The sequence below is a fragment of the Leifsonia naganoensis genome, from assembly GCF_013410615.1.
Classification (GTDB): domain Bacteria; phylum Actinomycetota; class Actinomycetes; order Actinomycetales; family Microbacteriaceae; genus Leifsonia; species Leifsonia aquatica.
On sequence record NZ_JACCHJ010000001.1, the window covers coordinates 3,355,979 to 3,377,616 of the forward strand.

Here is a 21,638-nt window from a genome sequence, read left to right on the forward strand (position 1 = left end):
CCATGCAGATGACCGGGCGGACCGCCGCCGCCGCCGACACCGACGTCGCCGGCTTCGAGCTCACCGCCGAGCAGCGCGCCCTGCGCGACGAGGTGCGGGAGTTCGCCGACACCGTCGTCGCCCCCGCCGCCTACGAGTACGACACCAAGCGCAGCCTCCCGTACGGCATCATCGCCGAGATGGGCCGGATGGGCCTGTTCGGGCTGCCCTTCCCCGTCGAGTACGGCGGCCAGGGCAAGGACTACCTCTCGCTCTGCCTCGCCGTCGAGCAGCTGGGACGCGTCGACCAGTCGATCGGCGTCACCCTGGAGGCGGGTGTCGGCCTCGGCGCCATGCCGCTCTTCCGCAGCGGCAGCGAGGAGCAGAAGCAGCGCTGGCTGCCGATGCTCGCGAAGGGGGAGGCCCTCGCCGGGTTCGGGCTGACCGAGGCGGACGCCGGGTCGGACGCCTCCGGCACCAAGACGACCGCCGTGCTCCGCGACGGCGAGTGGGTCATCGACGGCACCAAGCAGTTCATCACCAACTCCGGCTCCGAGATCACCGCCCTCGTGACGATCACCGCCGTGACCGGCGAGGAGCGCCGCGCCGACGGCTCGATCAAGAAGGAGCTGTCGGCCATCATCGTGCCGAGCGGCACCCCCGGCTTCGTCGCCGAGCCCGTCTACGACAAGGTCGGCTGGCACACCTCCGACACGCACCCGCTGACCCTCACCGACGTGCACGTGCCCGAGGAGAACCTGCTCGGGGAGCGCGGTCGCGGGTACGCGAACTTCGTCGCCACCCTCGACGAGGGGCGCGTCGCCTTCGCCGCGCTCTGCACGGGCGCCGCGCAGGGCTGCCTCGAGGAGGCGCTCGCCTACGCGAAGACCCGCAACGTGTTCGGCCGTCCGATCGGCTCCAACCAGCACATCGCCTTCAAGCTCGCGCGGATGCAGGCCCGGGTGCACACCGCCCGGCTCGCCTACTACGACGCCTGCTTCAAGCTGATGGCCGGCCAGCCGTTCAAGATGGAGGCCTCCATCGCCAAGCTCACCGCCAGCGAGGCCGCCATGGACAACGCCCGCGACGCCACGCAGATCTTCGGCGGCTACGGGTTCCTCAACGAGAACCCGGTCGCCCGCCACTACCGCGACTCGAAGATCCTCGAGATCGGCGAGGGCACCTCGGAGGTCCAGCTCATGGTCATCTCCCGGGCGCTCGGCTTCACCGCCTGAGCCCGGTCCCCGTGCGCGACAATGACAGAAGCTCGATGGTGAGAGAGGGAGGCATCCCGTGATCGACAAGACGGTGGCCACGGCGGCGGAGGCCGTCGCGGACGTGGGCGACGGCGCGAGCCTCGCGGTCGGCGGCTTCGGGCTGTGCGGCATCCCGAGCGCCCTGATCGGTGCGCTGCTGGAGGCCGGCACGACCGACCTCGAGGTGGTCAGCAACAACTGCGGCGTGGACGACTGGGGTCTCGGCCTGCTCCTCGCCGAGCGACGCATCCGCAAGATGATCAGCTCGTACGTCGGCGAGAACAAGGAGTTCGCCCGGCAGTTCCTCTCGGGTGAGCTGGAGGTCGAGCTCACGCCGCAGGGCACGCTCGCCGAGAAGCTGCGCGCGGGAGGGGCGGGCATCCCCGCCTTCTACACCCCGGCCGGCGTCGGCACCCAGATCGCGCAGGGCGGCCTGCCGCGACGGTACGCGCCCGACGGCTCGGTCGTGGTGGCCTCCGAGCCGAAGGAGGTGCGCACCTTCGACGGCGCCGACTACGTGCTGGAGGAGTCGCTCCGCCCGGCCTTCGCCCTGGTGCACGCGGCGAAGGGAGACCGGCACGGCAACCTCGTGTTCCACGCTGCGGCGATGAACTTCAACCCGCTCGCCGCCATGGCCGGGCGCATCACCATCGCCGAGGTGGAGGAGCTGGTGGAGCCGGGGGAGATCGACCCCGGCGCGGTCCACTGTCCCGGCATCTTCGTCCAGCGGGTCGTCCACGCGCCGGGCGTCGAGAAGCGGATCGAGCGGCGCACCGTCGCCGAAGGGAGCCGGTCATGAGCCTCACCCGCACCGAGCTCGCCGCCCGCGTGGCCCGCGAGCTGCGCAACGGCCAGTACGTCAACCTCGGGATCGGCATGCCCACGCTCATCCCGAACTACATCCCCGAGGGGGTGGAGGTCATCCTGCACTCCGAGAACGGCGTGCTGGGTGTCGGGCCGTACCCCGCCGACGCCGACGTCGACCCCGACCTCATCAACGCCGGCAAGGAGACGGTGACCGTCGAGCGCGGCGCCGCCTACTTCGACTCGTCGCTCTCGTTCGGGATGGTGCGCGGCGGGCACGTCGACGTGGCCGTCCTCGGCGCGATGGAGGTCTCCGAGACCGGCGACCTCGCCAACTGGATGATCCCGGGCAAGATGGTCAAGGGCATGGGCGGCGCGATGGACCTCGTGTTCGGCGCCAAGCGGCTCATCGTGATGATGGAGCACGTGGACCGCGAAGGCCGCCCGAAGATCCTCCGGGAGTGCACCCTCCCGCTGACCGGTTCCGGCTGCGTCGACCGCATCGTCACCGACCTGGCCGTCATCGACGTGACGCCGGACGGGCTGGTGCTGCGCGAGCTGGCGCCGGGCGTCACCGTCGACGAGGTCGTCGCCGCCACCGGTGCCCCGCTCGCTGTCGCGCTGGAGCAGGCGTCGTGAGAGAGGTCGAGCAGCGCGGGCTCTACTACGAGGAGCTGGAGCTCGAGACGCGCTACCTGCACCGGCCGGGGCGCACGCTGACCGAGGCCGACAACGTCCTGTTCACGACGCTGACGATGAACACGCAGGCGCTGCATCTCGACGCCGCGTGGTCGGCCCGCCAGCCGTTCGGCGAACGGCTGGTCAACTCCATGCTCACGCTCTCGACCCTGGTCGGCTCGTCGGTGGCGCAGCTCACCCAGGGCACCATCGTCGCGAACCTCGGCTTCGAGCAGGTGGCGTTCCCGCACCCCATGCACCACGGCGACACCCTGTACGCCGAGACGGTGGTGACGGCCAAGCGGCTCTCGGCCTCCCGTCCCGGACAGGGGATCGTCACCCTGGAGCACACCGGCCGCAACCAGGACGGGACGGTCGTCGCGACCGCGACGCGCCAGGTCATGGTGTGGTGTCGGGAGGCGCACGAGCGGACGACCGCGTGACCGGCCGCGCCTTCCCGTGGGGTCCTGCGCTGCTGTTCTGCCCGGCGGACCGGCCCGACCGCTACGCCAAGGCGCTCGAGCGGGCGGACGCGGTCATCCTCGACCTGGAGGACGCGGTCGACCCGTCCCGCCGGCCGGCGGCCCGCGAGGCGCTCGCCGCGTCGCGCCTCGACCCCGCCCGCGTGATCGTCCGGGTGAACCCCGCGGGCTCCGACGATCACGACGCCGATCTCGCCGCGCTCGAGATGACTCCCTACCGGGCGATCATGCTCCCGAAGGCCGAACGCGCGGCCGACCTCGCCGCGTTCGACGGGATGGACGTCATCGCCCTGTGCGAGACCGCGGCCGGCGTCGTGGCCGCGCCCGAGCTCGCGCGCGCCGCGAACGTGCTGGCGCTCATGTGGGGCGCGGAGGACCTGGTCGCATCGCTCGGCGGGACCTCCAGCCGGCATCCGGACGGCACGTACCGCGACGTCGCACGGCACGCGCGCTCCGCCGTGCTGCTCGCCGCGGGCGCCGCAGGGGTGCACGCGGTCGACACCGTGCACCTCGACATCGCCGACCTCGACGGCCTGCGCGCGGAGGCGGAGGACGCCGTCGCGGTGGGCTTCGCGGCGACGGCGTGCATCCATCCCGGGCAGGTGGAGACGGTCCGCACCGCGTACCGGCCGACCCCGGAGGAGGTGGCGCGCGCACGCGAGCTGCTTGCCGCCGCCGAGGAGGCCGGGGGAGGGGTCTTCCGCTTCGCGGGCGCGATGGTCGACGGTCCGGTGCTGGCCCACGCACGAGCCGTCGTCCGGCGGGCGGGGGCGTCGGAGGGCGCTCCGCAACCGTGATGAAACCGTGATCTAGGTTTCTGTCGCAGTTCACCCGTTTCCCCGTCGGCGTGTCGCGGGTTTGCCGTACCCTTCAAATAGAGTTCGGGAGTAGATCATTCTCGAATCGATTCGACAGTACGATCCGGCCGGTCAGCGGCAGGATCGGGTGCAGGGGGATGACATGCCGCAGCTGCTTCCCCTGCGCCTGCTCGAGTCGGTCGGTCTGCGCACCGCCCCCGTCGCGACTCCGATCGTGGAGCCGTCGACCGACACCGGCGGTCCGCTCGACATCGACCCCGCGCTGGAGCGCACCGGACCCCTCTCGATCATCGCTCCGCGCCGCATCGGCGAGAGCGACCTCACGGTCTACCCGCTCTCCCTCGGGGCGAGCGTCTTCGGCTGGACCGCCGACGGCGACACCTCCCTCGACATCCTCGACCGCTTCGCCGCGCTCGGCGGCGACTTCATCGACACGGCCGACAGCTACGTCGGCGGCCGCAGCGAGGTGCTCATCGGCAAGTGGATGCGCGAGCGCGGCAACCGCGACCACGTCACCGTCGCCACCAAGGTCGGCCGCCACCACGAGAACCCCGGCCTCGGCTCGGTGAGCATCGTGCGCGCGGTCGAGGCCTCGCTGGAGCGCCTGCAGACGGACCGCATCGACCTGCTCTACTTCCACGACGACGACCCCGAGGTGCCCCTGGAGGACAGCCTCGCGACCGCCGAGTGGCTGATCGAGTCCGGCAAGGTGCGCTACCTCGCCGCGTCCAACTTCAGTGCCGATCGGCTGATCGAGGCGCGCATCCTGGCGTCCTCGGGCCTGCCGAAGTTCGTCGCCATCCAGACGCAGTACAACCTGATGCACCGGGCGGAGTTCGAGAGCGCGCTGCGCATCGTCGCGGCGGCGCAGGGCCTGTCCGTCATGCCGTACTACGCGCTCGCCAACGGCTTCCTGACCGGCAAGTACCGCTCGAAGGGCGACCTCACGGCCGACGCGCGGAGCGTGCGCGCCTCCGCGTACGTCAACCGTCGCGGGCAGCGCGTGCTCGCCGTGGTCGACCGCATCGCGACCGAGCACGGCGCCGAACCGGCCAGCATCGCGATCGCGTGGCTGCTGGCCAAGCGCAGCGTCGCTGCGCCCGTGGCGAGCGCGAGCCGCCCCGAGCAGGTGAACGCGCTGATGGCCGCGGCCGGCATCCGCCTCACTCGCGCCCAGATGCTCGACCTGGACCGCGTCTCCGAGTAGCGCCGCCTCGCGCGCACATTCGTCACGAATGTCGCGAAAGCAGCGCCTATTCACGACATTCGTGACGAATGTGCGCGGGGCGCCGGCCTACTTCTCGCTCAGGATGCGGTCGAGCGAGCGGTGCAGGGCTGCGCCGGCGGCGATCGGGTCGCCCACGTAGCCGCCGGCGAGCGCGCCATCGCGGGCCAGGATGAGGTCGTCGGCCGCGTCTCCGGGGCGCGGGTGGCCGAGCTCGCGGAAGAGCTGCTCGATGCGCTTCGCGTACCAGTCGCGGTGCGCCGTGACGGCGATGCGGACGGGGTGGTTCTCGTCGGCGAACTGCGCCGCGGCGTTGATGAAGGGGTCGCCGCGGAATCCGGGACGGATCGCCTCCTCGTTGATCGAGTCGACGAGGGCGCGCGCGATCTCGCGCGGGTCGTTCCCGGCCTGCTCGCGCACCGTGAACCACTCGCGCACCTGGCGGTCGCGGCCCTCGACGTACGCGATGATGAGGAGGTCCTTGGATCGGAAGTGCTTGTAGAAGGTCGCCTTCGTCACCCGGGCGCCCGCGATGATGCGGTCCACGCCGACGGTGTGGATGCCCTCCTGGTAGAACAGCTCATCCGCTGTCGCGAGGATCTTGATCTTCGACGGCGCGGGAGGCCGGATCGTCGCTCGGGCGCTAACCACCATCGGGCGCGACTCCTTCTGTCACGGGAGGCGGAGACCGCCCCCTCGGGGGATGGAAACCACCGGACCGGTCGGGACGGAGTCCAGGGGGGTGCGACCGGTCCGGGTGGTGAGTCCAGTATATAGGTAGACAGACCAGTCTGTTTGTCCTCATTGAAGAGTCCCAGGGATTCCGAAGCCACTGGCGTAGGGTGGAGGGGATGAACAGCGCAGTCGACCTCCCGCTCGGTCTGGCCGACCTCTCCTTCGCCGCTTCCGGCGAGGCGCTGGTCCGCCGCACGGTCCTCCCCAGTGGCATCCGCGTGCTCAGCGAGCAGGTCCCGGGAGCGCGCAGCGCCACCCTCGGGTACTGGGTCGCCGTCGGCTCCCGCGACGAGACGGACGAGCCGGGCAGCCTCGGCTCCACGCACTTCCTCGAGCATCTGCTCTTCAAGGGCACGCGGTCGCGTTCGGCGCTCGACATCGCGATCTCCTTCGACTCGGTCGGCGGCGAGCACAACGCCATGACCGCCAAGGAGTACACCTGCTACTACGCCAAGGTGCAGGATCGCGACCTCGCGATGGCCGTGGAGGTCATCGGCGACATGCTGACCTCGTCCCTGCTCGACCCGGTCGAGTTCGAGAACGAGCGCGGCGTCATCCTCGAGGAGCTCTCGATGGCCGAGGACGACCCGGCCGACGTCGCCAACGAACGGCTCTTCTCCGCGGTGCTGGGCGCCCACCCGCTCGGCCGTCCGATCGGCGGCCGCCCCGACACGATCCGCGCCGCGTCCCGTGACGCCGTGTGGGCCCACTACCAGGCGAACTACCGCCCGCAGGACCTGGTCATCACCGCGGCGGGAGCGGTCGACCACGACCTCCTCGTCGACGGCGTCGTCCGCGCCCTCGCGGCCGCCGGCTGGGATCCGGAGGCCACGGCGTCGCCCGTCGCACGCCGGTCCGACGTCGCCGCGCCGATCGAGCGCGGTGCGGCCCTCGTCACCGTCGAGCGCCCGACCGAGCAGACCAACCTCCTGATCGGCGTGCCCGGCATCGTCGCGACGGACCCGCGCCGCACGGCGATGAGCGTCCTCAACTCCGTGCTGGGCGGCGGGATGTCGAGCCGCCTCTTCCAGGAGATCCGGGAGCGCCGCGGGCTCGCCTACGCCGTCTACTCCTTCTCCGGCTCGTACTCCGACGCGGGCGTCTTCGGGCTCTACGCGGGCTGCGCGCCGGCGAAGACCCGCCAGGTCGCCGATCTCATGCTGGACGAGCTGCACCGTCTCGCGGACGACGGGATCACGCCCGACGAGCTCCGGCGCGCGGTGGGTCAGCTCTCGGGCGGCGCCGCGCTCGCCCTCGAGGACTCCGACACCCGGATGTCCCGCCTCGGCCGCGCCGAGATCACTCTCGGCGAGTTCGCCGACCTCGATGAAAGCCTCCGTCGACTGCACCTCGTCACCGCCGACGACGTGCGCGACCTCGCACGGGATCTGGCCGACCGCCCGATCTCCGTCTCCGCGGTGGGGAGCGTGACCGACGACGTGTTCGCCGGCCTCGCCTCCTGACCCGCCGTCTCCGACATCCACTTCCGAAAGGTCCTCCGGTGCCCCACTACCTCTACCTCGTGCGCCACGGCGAGCAGCAGGATGCCGAGCACGGCCTCCCCGACGGCCCGCTCTCCCCGCGGGGCAAGCGGCAGGCGCAGCTGATCGCCGAGCGGCTGAGCGGCATCCCGTTCACCGCGATGTACCACTCGCCGCTCGTGCGCGCCGCGCAGACCGCGTCGATCATGGCCGAGCGGATGCCCGCCCTGGAGCCGGAGCCGTCGAGCCTGCTGTTCGACTGCATCCCGTCGGGGCCCACGCCCGACATGCCGAAGGCGTTCGAGTCGTTCTTCGGCTCGGTGACCGAGGCCGAGATCGAGGCGGGGCGTGCGCAGATGGACGACGCCGTGGGGGAGTTCCTCACCCCCGCGCTGGGCGACCGCCACGACCTGCTGGTCACCCACAACTTCGTCATCGGCTGGTTCGTGCGCCACGTCTTCGACGCCCCGGCGTGGCGGTGGCTCGGCCTCAACCAGGCGAACTGCGGCCTCACCATCATCCGCGTGCGCTCGGCGAAGCCGCCGGTGCTCGTGGTGCACAACGACCTGGGCCACCTGCCCGTCGAGCTGCGCACCGGCCTCCCGGAGCTGCAGCCGGTCTGAGAGGCCGGGCCCGCCGTCCCGTCGCCGGTCAGTCGGTCAGCGACTTGCGGAACCAGTCCGTCGCGTTCGGGTTGTCGTTGTAGGGCTGGATGTCCTCGTAGCCGTGCGAGCGGTAGAGCGAGCCGGCGGCCTCCAGACTTGCGTTCGTGTCGAGCACGACCTCGGTGGCGCCGAAGCCGCGGGCGCGGTGCTCGAGTTCCGACAGGATGGCGCGGCCCAGACCGCGGCCGCGGTGCGTCGGCGACACCCACAGGTGCTTGATCTCGTAGCGGACGACCGCGTCGCCCTCCTCGGTGTCACCCGGTCGGAGCCGCAGCTCGCGGACGCCGCCGCACCCGGCCTCGCCGTCCTCGTCGTAGGCGAGCAGGAAGACGCCGGCCGGGGCGACGAACTGGCCCGGGTCGGGGAACGTCGTGCGATAGGCGCCCTGGGTCGCGGGGAACGTCGCCGCACGCTCGGCGAAGTAGTCCGCGAGCATCCGATGGGCGGTCGCGTCGGTGACGGCGACATCTGCGAAAGACACCATCGCCCCAGAGTAGCCCTGCGGGTCCGATCGGCCGGGGCACGACGCGAGGGAGGGTGCGCGGGCCCGGGTAGGCTGGGCGGGTGACTATTCGCGTGGCCGTCGCGGGGGCGAGCGGAAAACTGGGAAGCGTGGCCGTCCGGCTCATCGAGCAGGCGGACGACCTCGAGCTCGTCGCGACCCTGGGCTCCTCGTCGTCGCTCGACGAGATGCTCGGCGCCGACGTGCTCGTCGACATGACCCTGCCGCAGGTGAGCCCCGGCATCGTCGCGTTCGCCGTCGACAACGGCCTGAAGGTGCTGATCGGCACCTCCGGCTGGTCGGCCGACCGCATCCTCGATCTCGAGCGTCGCGTCGCCGCCCACGAGGGCAGCGGCGCGGTCGTCATCCCGAACTTCTCCCTCGGTTCCGCACTGGGCACCGCCTTCGCGACGGTCGCCGCCCGCTTCTTCGACTCGATCGAGATCATCGAGACGCACGGCGCCACGAAGGTCGACTCCCCGTCGGGCACCGCGGTGCGCACGGCCGAGCTGATCGGCGCCGCGCGCGCCGGCCGCGGCCCGGTGGAGGCGCCGCACACCGACCAGCGCGCCCGCGGCCAGCAGGTGGCGAGCGTCCCCATCCACAGCCTCCGGATGCGCGGCGTCGTCGCCGAGCAGCAGGTGATCTTCGGCGGCGCCGGGGAGACCCTCACGATCCGGCACGACACCATCGGCCCGCAGGCGTACGAGACGGGGATCCTGCTCGCCCTGCGCGCGGCGGCGACCACGACCGGGGTGACCGTCGGGCTCGACGCGCTCGTCGACCTCGGCATCTCCGGCCCGGACGGCGAGCCTCCGCGGCCCACCGTGCGCGAACGCTGAGGCGCCCGTGAAGAACCGCATCGCCGCCATCGTCATGGCGATCATCCTGCTGGTCTACCTGGTGCTGGTCTTCCAGCGCTCCATCATGCTCATCGCCACCGGAGAGCCGGTGGGCATCGCCATGGGCGTCGCGCTGCTCGTGCTCCCGATCATCGCCGCGTGGGCGATCGGCCGGGAGCTGCTCTTCGGCGCGCAGACCGAGAAGCTCGTCCGCATCCTCGACGCCGAGGGCGGGCTACCCGTCGAAGACCTGCCGCACCGTGCCAGCGGGCGACCGCTCCGGGACGCGGCGGACGCCGAGTTCCCGACCTACAAGGCCGAGGTCGAGGCCGCGCCGGAGAGCTGGCGGGCGTGGTTCCGCCTCGGGCTCGCGTACGACGCGTCCGGCGACCGGCGGCGCGCGCGGGAAGCGCTGCGCCAGTCCATCCGGCTCTACCGGTCCGAGGCGCGAGCCGCCCGGTCCTGAGCGGACGCCGGACGCTAGTCAGGCGGCGCGGGTCAGGCGGCCTTCGACTCCACCAGTCGCTCCATCGCGTCGCGCACCGTCGGGTCGCGGAAGACGAACCCGTCGTCGAGCAGCCGGGCCGGGATCACCTTCTGGCTGGCGAGCAGGAGCTCGCGCCCGGCCTCGTGCAACGCGAGGGTGACCGCCTTCTCGGGCACCGGGAGGCCGTACGGCCGGTGCACGGCCGCCGCGAGGGCGCGGAGCACGCCGCCCGCCGTCGCCGGGATGGGGCCGGCGATGTTGACCGGACCCTCGATCGTCGAGGTCAGTAGGTGCACGATCGCGGCCGCCTCGTCGTGCAGGCTCACCCACGGCCAGTGCATCCCGCCGCCGGCGATCGGCCCGGCGAGGCCGAGACGCGCGACCGGCAGCAGCGGCTTCATCGCGCCGCCGCGGCCGATGACGAGGCCGGTGCGCAGCAGCACGACCCGCGTCTTCTCCGGGGCGAGCAGCGCAGCCGTCTCCCAGGCGTCCACGACGTCGGCGAGGAAGCCGGTGCCCTTCGAGGACTCCTCGGTCAGCTTCTGGCCGGGCCGGTCGCCGTAGTAGCCGACCGCCGAGCCGTTGAGGAGGACCGCCGGGGACCGCGACGCTTGGCGCATCGCGTCCGTCAGCGTCCCGGTCGCTTCGAGCCGGGACGAGAGGATGCGGCGCTTCGTCGCCGCGGTCCACGGGAAGTGGTTGAGCGACGCCCCCGAGAGGTTGACGACCGCGTCGGCGGTCTCCATGACGTTGACGTCGATCATCCGCGTGGACGGCGACCAATGGAACTCATCCGCGGACTGCGGCCGCCGGCGCACGAGCCGGCGCACCTCGTGCCCCGCCTCGGCGAGCTGACGGGTGAGCTCGGTGCCGATCATGCCGGACGCCCCGGCGACGAGCACCCGCATCGCTCAGACCAGCGCGGCGTCGATGGTGATCGGGATGCCGACCAGCGCGCGCGAGACCGGGCAGGTCCGCTTCGCCTCGTCGGCGAGCCGCTGGAAGTCCTCGTCGGAGAGGCCGGGCACGCTCGCCTCGACGGTGAGGTGGCTTCCGGTGATGCCCTCGGCCGGGTCGAAGGTGACGGCGGCGGTGGTGCGGATGCTCCCGGGAGCGGATCCGAAGCCCGAGAGGATGTTCGAGAACGCCATCGAGAAGCAGGCCGCGTGCGCCGCGCCGAGCAGCTCTTCGGGGGTCGTCACGTCGCCGCCGCCCTGCGAGCGGGCCTTCCACGTGACGGGGAGGCTCGCGGCGCCGGAGGAGTCGAGGCTGACGTTCCCGGAGCCGGACGTGAGGTCTCCGGTCCAGACGGTGGTGGATTCGCTGGTGACGGGCATGAGTACTCCTGTTCGGTCCGCCGCGGGCACGGCGGGTCCGTCCAGACTACTGGCGGCCAGGAGTCGTTCGGCCGGCGTCCGGGGGATTCCCGGGTTGGCCGTTCAGACCGCCGGGCCGCCCGCCGTCGCGCGGCGGCGGACGAGGCCCGCGCGCACCAGCAGGAGGTAGATCTGGCAGCCCGGGCAGTACCCGAAGACGGAGTTGAGGAACGCGGCGACGAAGGCCAGGGCCGCAGCGATCGGGAGCGCGAACGGCACGCCGAGCACGTGGAGGAGCAACCCGAGGCCGGTCACGACGAGCCCGACCCCCTGGGCGAACGTCGGCGGTGCCGGGTCCTCGCGCTCCGTCGGCGGCGCGAGGCGTGGTTGCACGAGGCGGCGATAGAGCACGCCGTACGGGTGACGCCGGATGCCCGCGAACGCGCCCCACGCGAACAGCAGCGCGATGGCGAGCAGAAGGAGTGCTGCCGCCGTTGTGGCGCCCACGAGGGCGAGGAAGAGGTCCACGAGGAGGAGCACGGCGGTGATGCCCGCGCCGAACCGCGGCGAGCGCGGGTCGATGCCGGCGGGACGGTCAGGCTGAGACATGGTCGCTCCCGAGGATGCGGTCGAGGGTGGCGCGCACGTCGGCGGGCCGGGCGGCACCGCCGATGCGGGCACGGATGGAGCCCGCGCCGTCGAGCACGAGAGTGGTGGGGGTCTGCAGCACGGCGAAGCGGTGCGCGAGGTCCGGCCGCGTCGTGAGGTCGACCTTCACGTGGGCGACGCCCTTCTCCGAGCGGGCGGTCGCGTCGAGGACGCGGGCGGTGGCCGGGCAGAGGGCGCAGAACTCCGTCGAGAACTGGAGGAGGGTCGCGCGCTCGCCGAACGCGGTGGCGCCGACCTCCTCGGCACGGACGGTCTGCTCCCGGCGCGCCGACCGGGCGCGCCCCGTGGTCGCGCGCCAGACGAGCCCTGCGGCGGTGGCGACGGCCACCAGTGCGAGCAGGACGCCGAGCGCCGCGATGCCGTTCATGGTGGGCCGACCCTACGCGCGGGCGCGCCCGGGCCGCAGGGTTTGTGTCGGAAGATGACGGGCTGCCCGGGGAGGCGCCGGCCGGGCGCGACCCGATAACCTGGTGCCATGTCTTCCTCTGCGAACCCGTTCGGCCAGGTGCTCGTCGCCCTGGTCACCCCGTTCACCGCCGATGGCGAAGTCGACTGGGCCGGCGTGGAGAAGCACATCGACGACGTCATCACCGCGGGGGCGGACGGGATCGTTGTCACGGGGACCACGGGGGAGACCTCCACCCTCACCGACCCCGAGAAGCTGCGGCTCGTCGAGGTCGGCAAGTCCGTCTCGGCCGGCCGCGCCAAGATCATCACCGGCGGCGGCTCGAACGAGACGGCGCACGCCATCCAGCTCTACCGCCAGAGCGAGAAGGCCGGGGCCGACGGCGTCATGGTCGTCACCCCCTACTACAACAAGCCGACGCAGGCCGGCATCCTCACGCACTTCCGGATGATCGCGGACTCGACCGACCTGCCGGTCATCCTCTACGACATCCCGGGCCGCACCGGCGTTCCCATCAAGTACGAGACGATACTGCGCATCGCCAAGCACCCCAACGTGCTCGCGATCAAGGACGCGAAGGGCGACTTCAGCGAGGTCAGCCGCGTGCTCAACCAGACCGACCTGCTCTACTTCTCGGGCGACGACGCGAACGTGCTCCCGCACCTCGCGATCGGCGCCAGCGGCCTGATCGGCGTCACGGCGAACATCGCCCCGACGCCGTACCGGCAGATCGTCGACGCCGTGAACGCCGGCGACCTCGCCACGGCCACCGCGGCGCACAAGAAGCTCGAACCACTGGTGCGCGCCGTCATGACCCACGTGCCCGGCACCGTGGCGGCCAAGTACATCCTCCACGGCCTCGGCCGCATCTCCAGCCCCCGCGTCCGGCTGCCTCTCGTCGGCCCGGAGGAGTGGGAGGCCGCTCAGATCGAGGACGAGCTCGACCTCGTCAAGGACATCCCCGGTGTGGACTTCTCCAACTTCCGGCCGGACCGCAACGCGGCCGCCGGTGGAGCGCTCCCCAGGATCGCCGGGACAACGCGGTAGGGGCCGCCGTCACCAAACGGCCCGGGCGCGACGCGCCCCCGACTCATTCGCAACACCTTTAGGAGGGCATATGCCCAACCTCGTCACCGCACCGCCCGCACTCGAACCCGGAACGCTCCGCATCATCCCGACGGGCGGTCTCGGCGAGATCGGCCGCAACATGACCGTCTTCGAGTACGAGGGCAAGCTCCTCATCGTCGACTGCGGCGTGCTGTTCCCCGAGGAGAACCAGCCCGGCGTCGACCTGATCCTGCCGGACTTCGCCCCGGTCCGCGACCGCCTCGACGATGTGCTCGGCGTCGTGCTCACGCACGGCCACGAGGACCACATCGGCGCCGTCCCGTACCTGCTCAAGCTGCGGGCCGACATCCCGCTGATCGGCTCCGGCCTCACCCTGGCGCTGGTGGAGGCGAAGCTCAAGGAGCACCGCATCCAGCCGTACACGCTCTCGGTCAAGGAGGGGCAGCACGAGCAGCTCGGGCCGTTCGACCTGGAGTTCGTGGCCGTCAACCACTCCATCCCGGACGCGCTCGCGGTCGCGATCAAGACCCCGGCGGGCGTCGTGCTCCACACCGGCGACTTCAAGATGGACCAGCTCCCGCTCGACGACCGGATCACCGATCTGCGCGCGTTCGCCCGTCTCGGCGAGCAGGGCGTCGACCTCTTCATGGCCGACTCCACCAACGCCGACGTCCCCGGTTTCACGCCGCTCGAGCGCTCGATCGGCCCGGTGCTCGACAATGTCATCGCCCGCGCCCCGCGTCGCGTCATCGTGGCGAGCTTCTCGAGCCACGTGCACCGCGTGCAGCAGGTGCTCGACGCCGCCCACGCGAACGGCCGACGCGTCGCGCTCCTCGGCCGCTCGATGGTGCGCAACATGACCATCGCCGCCGAGCTCGGGTACCTCAAGGTGCCGGAGGGCGTGCTGATCGACTACAAGAAGGCGTCCGACCTCCCGGACGACAAGATCGTCTACATGTCGACGGGTTCGCAGGGCGAGCCGATGGCCGTCCTCGCCCGCATGGCGAACATGGACCACCAGATCGAGGTCGGACCGGGTGACACCGTCATCCTGGCCTCCAGCCTCATCCCGGGCAACGAGAACGCCGTCTACCGCGTCATCGACGGCCTCACGAAGCTCGGCGCCAACGTCGTCCACAAGGGCAACGCGAAGGTGCACGTCTCGGGTCACGCGGCCGCCGGCGAGCTGCTCTACTGCTACAACATCCTCAAGCCGCGCAACGTGATGCCGGTGCACGGCGAGTACCGCCATCTCGTCGCCAACGCGAAGCTGGCGATGGACACCGGCGTGCCCGAGAAGAACACGATCCTCGCGGAGGACGGCACCGTCGTCGACCTGCGCGACGGCCTCGCCCGCGTGGTCGGTCAGCTCGACCTCGGCTTCGTCTACGTGGACGGGTCGAGCGTGGGCGAGATCACGGACGCGGACCTCAAGGACCGTCGCATCCTCGGCGAGGAGGGGTTCATCTCCATCATCGTCGTGGTCGAGGCGGCGACCGGCCGCATCGTCACCGGCCCGGAGATCCACGCCCGCGGATTCGCGGAGGACGACGCCGTCTTCGACACAGTGAAGCCGAAGATCGCCGCCGCGCTCGCGGAGGCCGCGCAGAACGGCGTGCGTGACTCGCACGCCCTCTCGCAGGTCGTGCGCCGCACGGTCGGGCGCTGGGTCAACACCAGCTACCGCCGCCGTCCGATGATCGTCCCGCTCGTCATCGAGGCGTGACCGAACGCGTGACCGAAGGCGCGATCGCGCACTGAGCAGTACCCGGGCGGGGGGGCCCGGCAGACGAAAGGAAGCAGAACATGGGGGTCATGCGGCGCTGGGTCTTCCCGGTCCTCAGAATCGTCGTGCTGGCGGCGATCGCCGTCGCACTCGTGAAGCTCGCGTTCTTCCCGAGCGGCGAGGCGACGGCGGCCGATCCGGCCGTCCCGACGGGAGAGCTGAGCGATCCCGTCACCGCGGTGGCGACCGGCACGATCGTGAACGACGTGCGTGTCACGGGGTCGATCGTCGCCGACGACGCGGTCCCGGCGCGGGCGACCGCGGCCGGCACGGTCAACGAGGTGCAGACGGCGGTCGGCACGCACGTGGAGGCCGGCGACGTGCTGTTCGACGTGAAGATCGAGACGCCGCGCGACCCGGTGGTCACCACCGGGCCCGACGGGGCGGAGACGGTCACCGAGCGCAAGCCGCTCGTGACGTACTCGGCCGTCACCGCGCCGATCGCGGGCACCGTGAGCCAGCTGCCCGTGCTGAGCGGGCAGGCCGTGGCGATCGGTGACACGGTCGGCGCCGTCGCGCCTCCGACGTTCTCGGCCACGGCCTCCCTGCCGCCCGAGCAGCAGTACCGGCTCGTGGACCGTCCGGACTCCGCGTCCGTCTCGGTGAAGGGCGGCCCCGCACCGTTCACGTGCACCGCGCTCTCCATCACGACGCCGCCGGCGACCGCGTCCGAGGCGCCGTCCGGGGCGGCTCCCGGTGGCGGAGCGGCTTCCGGCGCCTCCGGTTCGGGCTCCTCCTCGACGACCACCGTCCGCTGCGCCGTCCCGGGCGACGTCACCGTGTTCGCGGGGCTGTCGGCCGACATCACGATCTCGGCGGGGAAGGCGGAGGGCGTGCTCACTGTCCCCACCACCGCGGTGAAGGGGTCGGCCGAGAAGGGCATCGTGTTCGTCCCCGACGAGAAGGGCGGCGACCCGAAGGAGGTCCCGGTCACGCTCGGTCTCACCGACGGCACCTCCGTCCAGATCACGGGTGGCCTGGCCGAGGGGGACACCGTCCTGGAGTTCGTGCCCGGCGCACCCGCACCGACCGGCGACGGCTGTGTGCAGGGGCCGGGCGGCGGCATGATCTGCTCCGGGACCGCGGCGTCGTGAGCCTGCTGCGACTCGAGGGCGTCACGAAGACCGTCCGCATCCCCGACGCCGAGCCGCTCACGATCCTGCACGGCGTCGATCTCGACGTCGGCGCGGGGGAGCGGGTGTCGGTGGTCGGGCGCTCCGGTTCGGGCAAGTCGACCCTCCTCAACATGCTCGGGCTGCTCGACTCCCCGAGCAGCGGTGAGTTCTTCTTCGACGGCACCCCGGTCCAGCGGCTGGGCGGCGGCGCCCGCGATCGGCTGCGCGGAGCGGCCGTCGGATTCGTCTTCCAGCAGTTCAACCTCCTCTCGGGCCGGACGGCGCTGGAGAACGTCGTGACCCCGCTGCTCTACGCCACCGGGCGGCAGTTCTGGCGCCGGCGGGAGATCGCGGCCGGGATGCTCGACCGCGTCGGTCTCGGGCACCGGCTCGACGCCCGGCCGGAGGTGCTCTCCGGCGGCGAGCAACAGCGGGTCGCGATCGCCCGTGCCCTCGTCCGGACACCGCGGCTGATCCTCGCCGACGAGCCGACCGGCGCCCTCGACGTCGAGACCGGAGCGGCGGTGATCGATCTGCTCGAGGAGGTCGCCGCCGAGAACGACGCGGCGCTCGTCGTCATCACGCACGATCCTGCCGTCGCCGCGCGGTCGGCGACGCGCTACCGCCTCGACGCCGGTCGGCTGCACAGCACCGCGGAGGTCGCGGCGTGAGGGCCGTGGAGGCGGTCTGGGGCGCGATCCTCGAGGCCTGGCAGGAACTGCGCATCCATCGCACCCGCGTGCTCCTGTCGCTCATCGGCGTGGGTGTCGCGGTCTGCGCGCTGAGCTCGGTCGTCGGGCTCGCGAACATCGCCGAGCAGTCGCTCCGCGAGAACAACGAGCGCTACGGCGGTCGTCCGGCGCTGATCTCGGTCTACCCCGGCGACGGCACGGTGAGCGCCGAACGCGGCGACGCCGTCTGGGCGCAGATCGTCGAGCGGCACGGCATCCAGTACACCTCGCACGTGCAGAGCGGCGGCATGCGCGTGCAGTTCCGGATGGGCGCGATGGACGTGCCGGCACAGGCGGTCGACCAGCCGTACGCGCAGATGCATCGCACCGTGATGAAGCAGGGGCGCTGGTTCACCGACGCGGATGCGGCGAACCTGGCTCCATCGATCGTGGTGAACGAGGACTTCTGGTCGCGCCTCGGGCAGCCGTCGCTGGACGCGCATCCCACGGCCACCGTCCTCCACGGTGACCAGAAGGTCACGGCCGTCGTGGTCGGAGTGGTGCGCACGCCGGAGTCGAGCGATCAGCCCATGGCGATGGTCCTCGGCGCGGGCGCTCCGGCGCTCCTCGCGTCCGACCCCGAGATGTACGGTTCGCCCACGCTGGAGGCGTGGGTGCCGCCGGAGACCGGCGACGCGATGGTGGCGGCGATCACCGCCGAGTTCGATCGTGCGCTCGGCACGGGAGTCGTGAGCGTCAGCCGGTCGGACTACCAGTCGTACCAGTCCGAGGATCCGCTGCTCTTCCTCAAGCTGCTGGTCGGCGGCATCGCCGGGCTGATCCTCCTGCTCGGCGCGCTCGGCCTCGTCAACATCGCGATGGTCACCGTCCGCGGCCGGATCCGCGAGATCGGCATCCGGCGCAGCGTCGGCGCGACCAGCGCGCGCGTCTTCTTCGCCGTGCTGATGGAGAGCGTCGTCGCGACGAGCGTGGCCGGGGCCGCCGGCGTCGCACTGGCCATCCTGATCGTGAAGAGCCCGTGGGTCGAAGAGCTGGTCGGGCGGGGGATGGTCGCGGATCCGCCGCCGTTCCCGGCCGAGGCGGCGGTGCTCGGCCTGGTCGCCGCGACGGCCGTCGGCGCGATCGCCGGTCTGCTGCCCGCTCTCGTCGCGGTGCGGGTGAAGGTCATCGACGCGATCCGCTACTGAGGCGGCGGCGCAGCCGTAACCTGCGTGTAACACGGGTGCGAGTAGCGTTCCCCCATGAGCGGGTACCGCATCCGCCCGGCCGTGGGCGAAGACGCACGGACCATCGCCGACATGCTCGTCGAGGCCGTGAACTGGAACGCGGTGCGGATGCGCCCGCGCGTCACCGTCCTCGAGGATCCGGTCGTCTCCCGCTACATCGCGGGCTGGATGCGTCCCGGCGACTTCGGCTGCGTCGCGGAGGACCTCCGCGGGTCGCCGGTGGGCGCCTGCTGGGCCCGCCTCTTCCCGGCCGACGCTCCGGGAACCGGATTCGTCGCGCCCGGCGTCCCGGAGCTCACTCTCGGCGTGAACCCGCAGTGGCGCGCACGCGGCGTCGGCCGGGCGCTCCTGAAGGAGGTCGGGCGGCGCGGGGCCGCGAGCGGCGTCGCGCGGCTCAGCCTCAGCGTCGAGCGCTCGAACTTCGCGCAGCGGCTCTACGTGAGCGAGGGGTACGTCACCGTGGCCTCCGACGACCGGGCGGACATCATGGTGCGGTCTCTGCGGTAGCAGCCCGATTTCGGCTTTCCAGGCGCGGTATCCGCGGCCTGTCGCGGGTGCGAAGTACCGTTGACCCCATGGCTACGAGCACCAAGTCGAACGCGCGCTCCGGCGGTTCCGGCCGCGGCGGCTCGAGCGCGCGCAAGCCGGCGTCGAAGACCGCCGCCCAGAAGACGGTGGCCTACCCGGCCGCCGACGCGGCGCCGAGCCCTCTCGTGCGCGCCTGGATGGGCCTCGCCCACCTCACCGGCGGCGCCTTCCGCGCGCTCGGCCCCGAGAAGCTGAGCAAGGAGGAGCGCCGTGACGGCTTCCCCTTCTTCCTCGTCCTCCTCGCGGTCGCCGGCGCCGTGATCGAGTGGTTCCTGATCAACGACCAGGTCGCCCGCACGCTGGACGCCTGGACCTTCGGCGGGCTTTTCGGCCGGGTCGCGTTCGCCCTCCCGGTGATCATGGTGCTGTTCGCCGCCTGGCTGTTCCGCCACCCGAGCTCGGTGCACGACAACACCCGCATCGGCATCGGTCTCAGCATCCTGCTCCTGATGGTGTCGGGCCTCTGCCACCTGTTCAGCCACCACCCGACGCCGAGCGACGGCATGACGGCGCTCGCCCAGGCCGGGGGCGTGCTCGGCTGGCTGATCGCGGCGCCGCTGTCGATGCTCATCACGCCGTACGGCGCGGGCGCGGTGATCATCCTGCTCCTGCTGCTCAGCCTCTTCATCATCACCAAGACCCCGCCGAACAAGCTCCCCTCCCGCATGCGCGAGCTGTACGCCTACCTCTTCGGCGCCCAGCTGCCGACCGACGAAGAGCGTCAGGAGGCCCGCGAGGCCGCCAAGGAGGCGAAGACCAAGCAGGTCCCGCTCGACGGCGTCGACGACGACGAGCAGGAGCCCGAGGGCAACCTCCCCTGGTGGCGCCGGAACAAGTCCCAGCGCGAGGAGGACCCGGACTACGACGGCCCCGCCGCGCGCGACAGCCTCACCGAGGTCTTCGGCGAGCCGAAGCGCGGCAAGGGCGAGTTCGCCACCCCGCTCGAGCCCGACCCCTCCAGCGACCACTACAACACCGAGGTGCTCGGCGAGCTCGCCCTGGCGGAGGATGCCCTCAAGCGGTTCACGGGCGAGGTACCCGCCACCGCGGTCGCCGCAGCGGCCACCGCCGTCCCGACGGCCCCCGCCGTCCTGCCGGGCTTCCAAGCGGGAACGGCCGACGACTTCGACGACACCACCGCGCTGCCGTCCGACGGACAGCCCGCCGCGCCCTACCACCTCCCGTCGGCCTCCATGCTCTCCGCGGGCACGCCCGCGAAGGTGCGCTCGAACGCCAACGAGGAGATCGTCGCCGCGATCACCGAGGTGCTCACCCAGTTCGGCGTGGACGCCAAGGTCACCGGCTACTCGCGCGGCCCGACGGTCACGCAGTACGAGATCGAGCTCGGCCCGGGCGTCAAGGTGGAGCGGGTCACCGCCCTCAGCAAGAACCTCTCGTACGCTGTCGCCAGCAACGAGGTCCGCATCCTGTCGCCCATCCCGGGCAAGAGTGCGATCGGCGTCGAGATCCCCAACTCCGACCGCGAGATCGTGTCGCTCGGCGACGTGCTGCGCTCGCCCGCCGCGACCAAGAGCGTCCACCCCATGACGATCGGCGTCGGCAAGGACGTCGGCGGCGGCTACGTCGTCGCCAACCTGGCCAAGATGCCCCACCTGCTCGTCGCCGGCTCGACCGGCTCGGGCAAGTCGAGCTTCGTGAACTCGATGATCACCAGCCTCCTGATGCGCGCGCAGCCCTCCGAGGTGCGCATGGTGCTGATCGACCCGAAGCGCGTGGAGCTCACCATCTACGGCGGCGTCCCGCACCTGATCACGCCCATCATCACGAACCCGAAGAAGGCCGCCGAGGCGCTGCAGTGGGTCGTTAAAGAGATGGACATGCGCTACGACGATCTGGCCAGCTTCGGCTTCCGCCACATCGACGACTTCAACAAAGCCGTCATCAACGACGAGATCGTGCTGCCGGCGGGCAGCGAGCGCAAGCTCAAGCCGTACCCGTACCTCCTGGTCGTGGTGGACGAGCTCGCCGACCTGATGATGGTCGCCCCGCGCGACGTCGAGGACTCGATCGTGCGCATCACCCAGCTCGCCCGCGCCTCCGGCATCCACCTGGTGCTGGCGACGCAGCGTCCGTCCGTCGACGTCGTGACCGGCCTGATCAAGGCCAACGTCCCGTCGCGGCTCGCGTTCGCGGTGACGAGCGTCACGGACTCCCGCGTCATCCTCGACCAGCCCGGCGCCGACAAGCTGATCGGCCAGGGCGACGGCCTGTTCCTGCCGATGGGCGCCTCGAAGGCGATCCGCGTGCAGGGCGCGTGGGTCAACGAGGACGAGATCCAGAAGGTCGTCGAGCACGTCACCCGGCAGGCACGCCCGGAGTACCGGCAGGACGTCACGGTCGGCGCCGAGAAGAAGCAGATCGACTCCGACATCGGCGACGACCTGGAGCTGCTGCTCGCGGCCGCCGAGCTCGTCGTCTCGTCGCAGTTCGGCTCCACCTCGATGCTCCAGCGCAAGCTCCGCGTCGGGTTCGCGAAGGCGGGGCGTCTGATGGACCTGCTCGAGTCCCGCGAGATCGTCGGCCCCTCCGAGGGGTCGAAGGCCCGGGATGTGCTCGTCACCGTCGAGCAGCTGGCGGACGTCATGGGACGGCTGCGCGGCGAGGAGCCGGCGGCTCGCCCGGCTGCGCCCGCGGCGGAGGCATCCATGTCCAGCACCGTCGCTGCGCCGCCGGCCGGCGCCGCGGACGACGACCGCTACGGATCCGATCCGGTCGCCGCGATGACCGAGGGCTATCCTGAGGTGGACGGCGACTCCGGCGAGGACGCCTGGCAACTGACCGGCAGGGAGTAGATGAG

General features: G+C 71.6%; 23 protein-coding genes. 17 read left to right on the top strand and 6 right to left on the bottom strand.

Annotated elements, in window-relative coordinates:
* Positions 1 to 2 precede the first annotated feature (2 nt).
* From HNR14_RS16160 to HNR14_RS16185, 6 genes are all read left to right on the top strand, one after another.
* Positions 3 to 1,214, top strand: coding sequence for an acyl-CoA dehydrogenase family protein (locus HNR14_RS16160; protein ID WP_425485051.1), 1,212 nt, complete (start codon positions 3 to 5; stop codon positions 1,212 to 1,214).
* Positions 1,215 to 1,272: 58 nt separating this feature from the next.
* A complete protein-coding gene (locus HNR14_RS16165; protein ID WP_179701851.1) occupies positions 1,273 to 2,034 on the top strand; it encodes a 3-oxoacid CoA-transferase subunit A in 762 nt (253 codons plus the stop codon).
* On the top strand, positions 2,031 to 2,678 hold the full coding sequence (locus HNR14_RS16170) for a CoA transferase subunit B (protein WP_179701852.1): 648 nt from the start codon (positions 2,031 to 2,033) through the stop codon (positions 2,676 to 2,678). Before HNR14_RS16165 ends, HNR14_RS16170 begins: the two co-directional genes overlap by 4 nt.
* Entirely contained in the window at positions 2,675 to 3,160 is a 486-nt protein-coding gene (locus HNR14_RS16175; RefSeq protein WP_021763224.1) for a MaoC family dehydratase, read from the top strand. The genes HNR14_RS16170 and HNR14_RS16175 overlap by 4 nt, the downstream gene beginning before the upstream one ends.
* A complete protein-coding gene (locus HNR14_RS16180; RefSeq protein ID WP_179701853.1) occupies positions 3,157 to 3,996 on the top strand; it encodes an aldolase/citrate lyase family protein in 840 nt (279 codons plus the stop codon). The genes HNR14_RS16175 and HNR14_RS16180 overlap by 4 nt, the downstream gene beginning before the upstream one ends.
* A gap of 163 nt (positions 3,997 to 4,159) precedes the next feature.
* The gene (locus tag HNR14_RS16185) at positions 4,160 to 5,224 is read left to right on the top strand and encodes an aldo/keto reductase (RefSeq protein ID WP_039921095.1); all 1,065 of its coding nucleotides are present in this window, start codon (positions 4,160 to 4,162) and stop codon (positions 5,222 to 5,224) included.
* An 87-nt stretch (positions 5,225 to 5,311) separates the two neighbouring features.
* Here HNR14_RS16185 and HNR14_RS16190 read toward each other — a convergent pair whose 3' ends face one another.
* On the bottom strand, positions 5,312 to 5,896 hold the full coding sequence (locus HNR14_RS16190; RefSeq protein ID WP_179701854.1) for a TetR/AcrR family transcriptional regulator: 585 nt from the start codon (positions 5,894 to 5,896) through the stop codon (positions 5,312 to 5,314).
* 197 nt (positions 5,897 to 6,093) lie between these two features.
* Here HNR14_RS16190 and HNR14_RS16195 point away from each other — a divergent pair, with 197 nt between their 5' ends.
* Positions 6,094 to 7,440, top strand: a complete 1,347-nt coding sequence (locus HNR14_RS16195; protein ID WP_179701855.1) for a M16 family metallopeptidase — start codon at positions 6,094 to 6,096, stop codon at positions 7,438 to 7,440.
* Positions 7,441 to 7,478: 38 nt separating this feature from the next.
* Positions 7,479 to 8,081 (top strand): histidine phosphatase family protein, encoded by a 603-nt coding sequence (locus tag HNR14_RS16200; RefSeq protein WP_021757930.1) that lies wholly within the window; start codon positions 7,479 to 7,481, stop codon positions 8,079 to 8,081.
* 28 nt (positions 8,082 to 8,109) lie between these two features.
* Here the strand turns inward: HNR14_RS16200 and HNR14_RS16205 are convergent, their stop codons facing one another.
* Positions 8,110 to 8,607, bottom strand: coding sequence for a GNAT family N-acetyltransferase (locus tag HNR14_RS16205; protein WP_179701856.1), 498 nt, complete (start codon positions 8,605 to 8,607; stop codon positions 8,110 to 8,112).
* An 80-nt stretch (positions 8,608 to 8,687) separates the two neighbouring features.
* Here HNR14_RS16205 and dapB point away from each other — a divergent pair, with 80 nt between their 5' ends.
* Both dapB and HNR14_RS16215 read left to right on the top strand, forming a co-directional pair.
* Positions 8,688 to 9,467: a 4-hydroxy-tetrahydrodipicolinate reductase gene (dapB, locus tag HNR14_RS16210; RefSeq protein ID WP_179701857.1), complete on the top strand. Its 780-nt coding sequence runs from the start codon at positions 8,688 to 8,690 to the stop codon at positions 9,465 to 9,467.
* Between the two features lie 7 nt (positions 9,468 to 9,474).
* Positions 9,475 to 9,933, top strand: a complete 459-nt coding sequence (locus HNR14_RS16215; protein ID WP_021762484.1) for a tetratricopeptide repeat protein — start codon at positions 9,475 to 9,477, stop codon at positions 9,931 to 9,933.
* Positions 9,934 to 9,965: 32 nt separating this feature from the next.
* On the opposite strand, the gene HNR14_RS16220 is transcribed toward HNR14_RS16215, so the two are convergent.
* The 4 genes from HNR14_RS16220 to HNR14_RS16235 all read right to left on the bottom strand — a co-directional run bounded on the left by HNR14_RS16220 (position 9,966) and on the right by HNR14_RS16235 (position 12,306).
* Entirely contained in the window at positions 9,966 to 10,862 is an 897-nt protein-coding gene (locus tag HNR14_RS16220) for a TIGR01777 family oxidoreductase (protein ID WP_179701858.1), read from the bottom strand.
* Positions 10,863 to 10,865: 3 nt separating this feature from the next.
* The gene (locus HNR14_RS16225; protein WP_179701859.1) at positions 10,866 to 11,291 is read right to left on the bottom strand and encodes an OsmC family peroxiredoxin; all 426 of its coding nucleotides are present in this window, start codon (positions 11,289 to 11,291) and stop codon (positions 10,866 to 10,868) included.
* A 102-nt stretch (positions 11,292 to 11,393) separates the two neighbouring features.
* A complete protein-coding gene (locus HNR14_RS16230) occupies positions 11,394 to 11,879 on the bottom strand; it encodes a DUF4395 domain-containing protein (protein ID WP_179701860.1) in 486 nt (161 codons plus the stop codon).
* Positions 11,866 to 12,306, bottom strand: coding sequence for a TlpA family protein disulfide reductase (locus tag HNR14_RS16235; RefSeq protein WP_179701861.1), 441 nt, complete (start codon positions 12,304 to 12,306; stop codon positions 11,866 to 11,868). Before HNR14_RS16235 ends, HNR14_RS16230 begins: the two co-directional genes overlap by 14 nt.
* A 108-nt stretch (positions 12,307 to 12,414) precedes the next feature.
* Here HNR14_RS16235 and dapA point away from each other — a divergent pair, with 108 nt between their 5' ends.
* The 7 genes from dapA (at position 12,415) to HNR14_RS16270 (ending at position 21,633) form a co-directional block, all read left to right on the top strand.
* Positions 12,415 to 13,392 carry a 4-hydroxy-tetrahydrodipicolinate synthase gene (gene dapA / locus HNR14_RS16240; RefSeq protein WP_021755060.1) on the top strand — a complete coding sequence of 326 codons (978 nt, stop codon included), beginning with the start codon at positions 12,415 to 12,417 and terminating at the stop codon, positions 13,390 to 13,392.
* 70 nt (positions 13,393 to 13,462) lie between these two features.
* On the top strand, positions 13,463 to 15,139 hold the full coding sequence (locus HNR14_RS16245; protein ID WP_021755058.1) for a ribonuclease J: 1,677 nt from the start codon (positions 13,463 to 13,465) through the stop codon (positions 15,137 to 15,139).
* An 80-nt stretch (positions 15,140 to 15,219) separates the two neighbouring features.
* A complete protein-coding gene (locus tag HNR14_RS16250; protein ID WP_179701862.1) occupies positions 15,220 to 16,293 on the top strand; it encodes an efflux RND transporter periplasmic adaptor subunit in 1,074 nt (357 codons plus the stop codon).
* Positions 16,290 to 16,985, top strand: coding sequence for an ATP-binding cassette domain-containing protein (locus HNR14_RS16255; RefSeq protein WP_179701863.1), 696 nt, complete (start codon positions 16,290 to 16,292; stop codon positions 16,983 to 16,985). Before HNR14_RS16250 ends, HNR14_RS16255 begins: the two co-directional genes overlap by 4 nt.
* Positions 16,982 to 18,193 carry an FtsX-like permease family protein gene (locus HNR14_RS16260; RefSeq protein WP_179701864.1) on the top strand — a complete coding sequence of 404 codons (1,212 nt, stop codon included), beginning with the start codon at positions 16,982 to 16,984 and terminating at the stop codon, positions 18,191 to 18,193. The genes HNR14_RS16255 and HNR14_RS16260 overlap by 4 nt, the downstream gene beginning before the upstream one ends.
* Positions 18,194 to 18,247: 54 nt before the next feature.
* Complete coding sequence (locus HNR14_RS16265; RefSeq protein WP_021755051.1) at positions 18,248 to 18,739, top strand: GNAT family N-acetyltransferase; 492 nt, start codon at positions 18,248 to 18,250, stop codon at positions 18,737 to 18,739.
* Positions 18,740 to 18,807: 68 nt separating this feature from the next.
* A complete protein-coding gene (locus tag HNR14_RS16270) occupies positions 18,808 to 21,633 on the top strand; it encodes an FtsK/SpoIIIE family DNA translocase (RefSeq protein WP_179701865.1) in 2,826 nt (941 codons plus the stop codon).
* Positions 21,634 to 21,638: the final 5 nt, after the last annotated feature.

Bases quoted from the DNA above. Each gene is read 5' to 3' on its own strand.
- HNR14_RS16185 (WP_039921095.1), top strand. From the start codon at position 4,160: ATGCCGCAGCTGCTTCCCCTGCGCCTGCTCGAGTCGGTCGGTCTGCGC.
- HNR14_RS16270 (WP_179701865.1), top strand. From the start codon at position 18,808: ATGGCTACGAGCACCAAGTCGAACGCGCGCTCCGGCGGTTCCGGCCGC.
- HNR14_RS16265 (WP_021755051.1), top strand. From the start codon at position 18,248: ATGAGCGGGTACCGCATCCGCCCGGCCGTGGGCGAAGACGCACGGACC.
- HNR14_RS16195 (WP_179701855.1), top strand. From the start codon at position 6,094: ATGAACAGCGCAGTCGACCTCCCGCTCGGTCTGGCCGACCTCTCCTTC.
- HNR14_RS16230 (WP_179701860.1), bottom strand. From the start codon at position 11,879: ATGTCTCAGCCTGACCGTCCCGCCGGCATCGACCCGCGCTCGCCGCGG.
- HNR14_RS16205 (WP_179701856.1), bottom strand. From the start codon at position 8,607: ATGGTGTCTTTCGCAGATGTCGCCGTCACCGACGCGACCGCCCATCGG.
- HNR14_RS16225 (WP_179701859.1), bottom strand. From the start codon at position 11,291: ATGCCCGTCACCAGCGAATCCACCACCGTCTGGACCGGAGACCTCACG.
- dapA (WP_021755060.1), top strand. From the start codon at position 12,415: ATGTCTTCCTCTGCGAACCCGTTCGGCCAGGTGCTCGTCGCCCTGGTC.
- HNR14_RS16170 (WP_179701852.1), top strand. From the start codon at position 2,031: ATGAGCCTCACCCGCACCGAGCTCGCCGCCCGCGTGGCCCGCGAGCTG.
- HNR14_RS16250 (WP_179701862.1), top strand. From the start codon at position 15,220: ATGGGGGTCATGCGGCGCTGGGTCTTCCCGGTCCTCAGAATCGTCGTG.
- HNR14_RS16190 (WP_179701854.1), bottom strand. From the start codon at position 5,896: ATGGTGGTTAGCGCCCGAGCGACGATCCGGCCTCCCGCGCCGTCGAAG.
- HNR14_RS16160 (WP_425485051.1), top strand. From the start codon at position 3: ATGCAGATGACCGGGCGGACCGCCGCCGCCGCCGACACCGACGTCGCC.
- HNR14_RS16245 (WP_021755058.1), top strand. From the start codon at position 13,463: ATGCCCAACCTCGTCACCGCACCGCCCGCACTCGAACCCGGAACGCTC.
- HNR14_RS16220 (WP_179701858.1), bottom strand. From the start codon at position 10,862: ATGCGGGTGCTCGTCGCCGGGGCGTCCGGCATGATCGGCACCGAGCTC.
- HNR14_RS16235 (WP_179701861.1), bottom strand. From the start codon at position 12,306: ATGAACGGCATCGCGGCGCTCGGCGTCCTGCTCGCACTGGTGGCCGTC.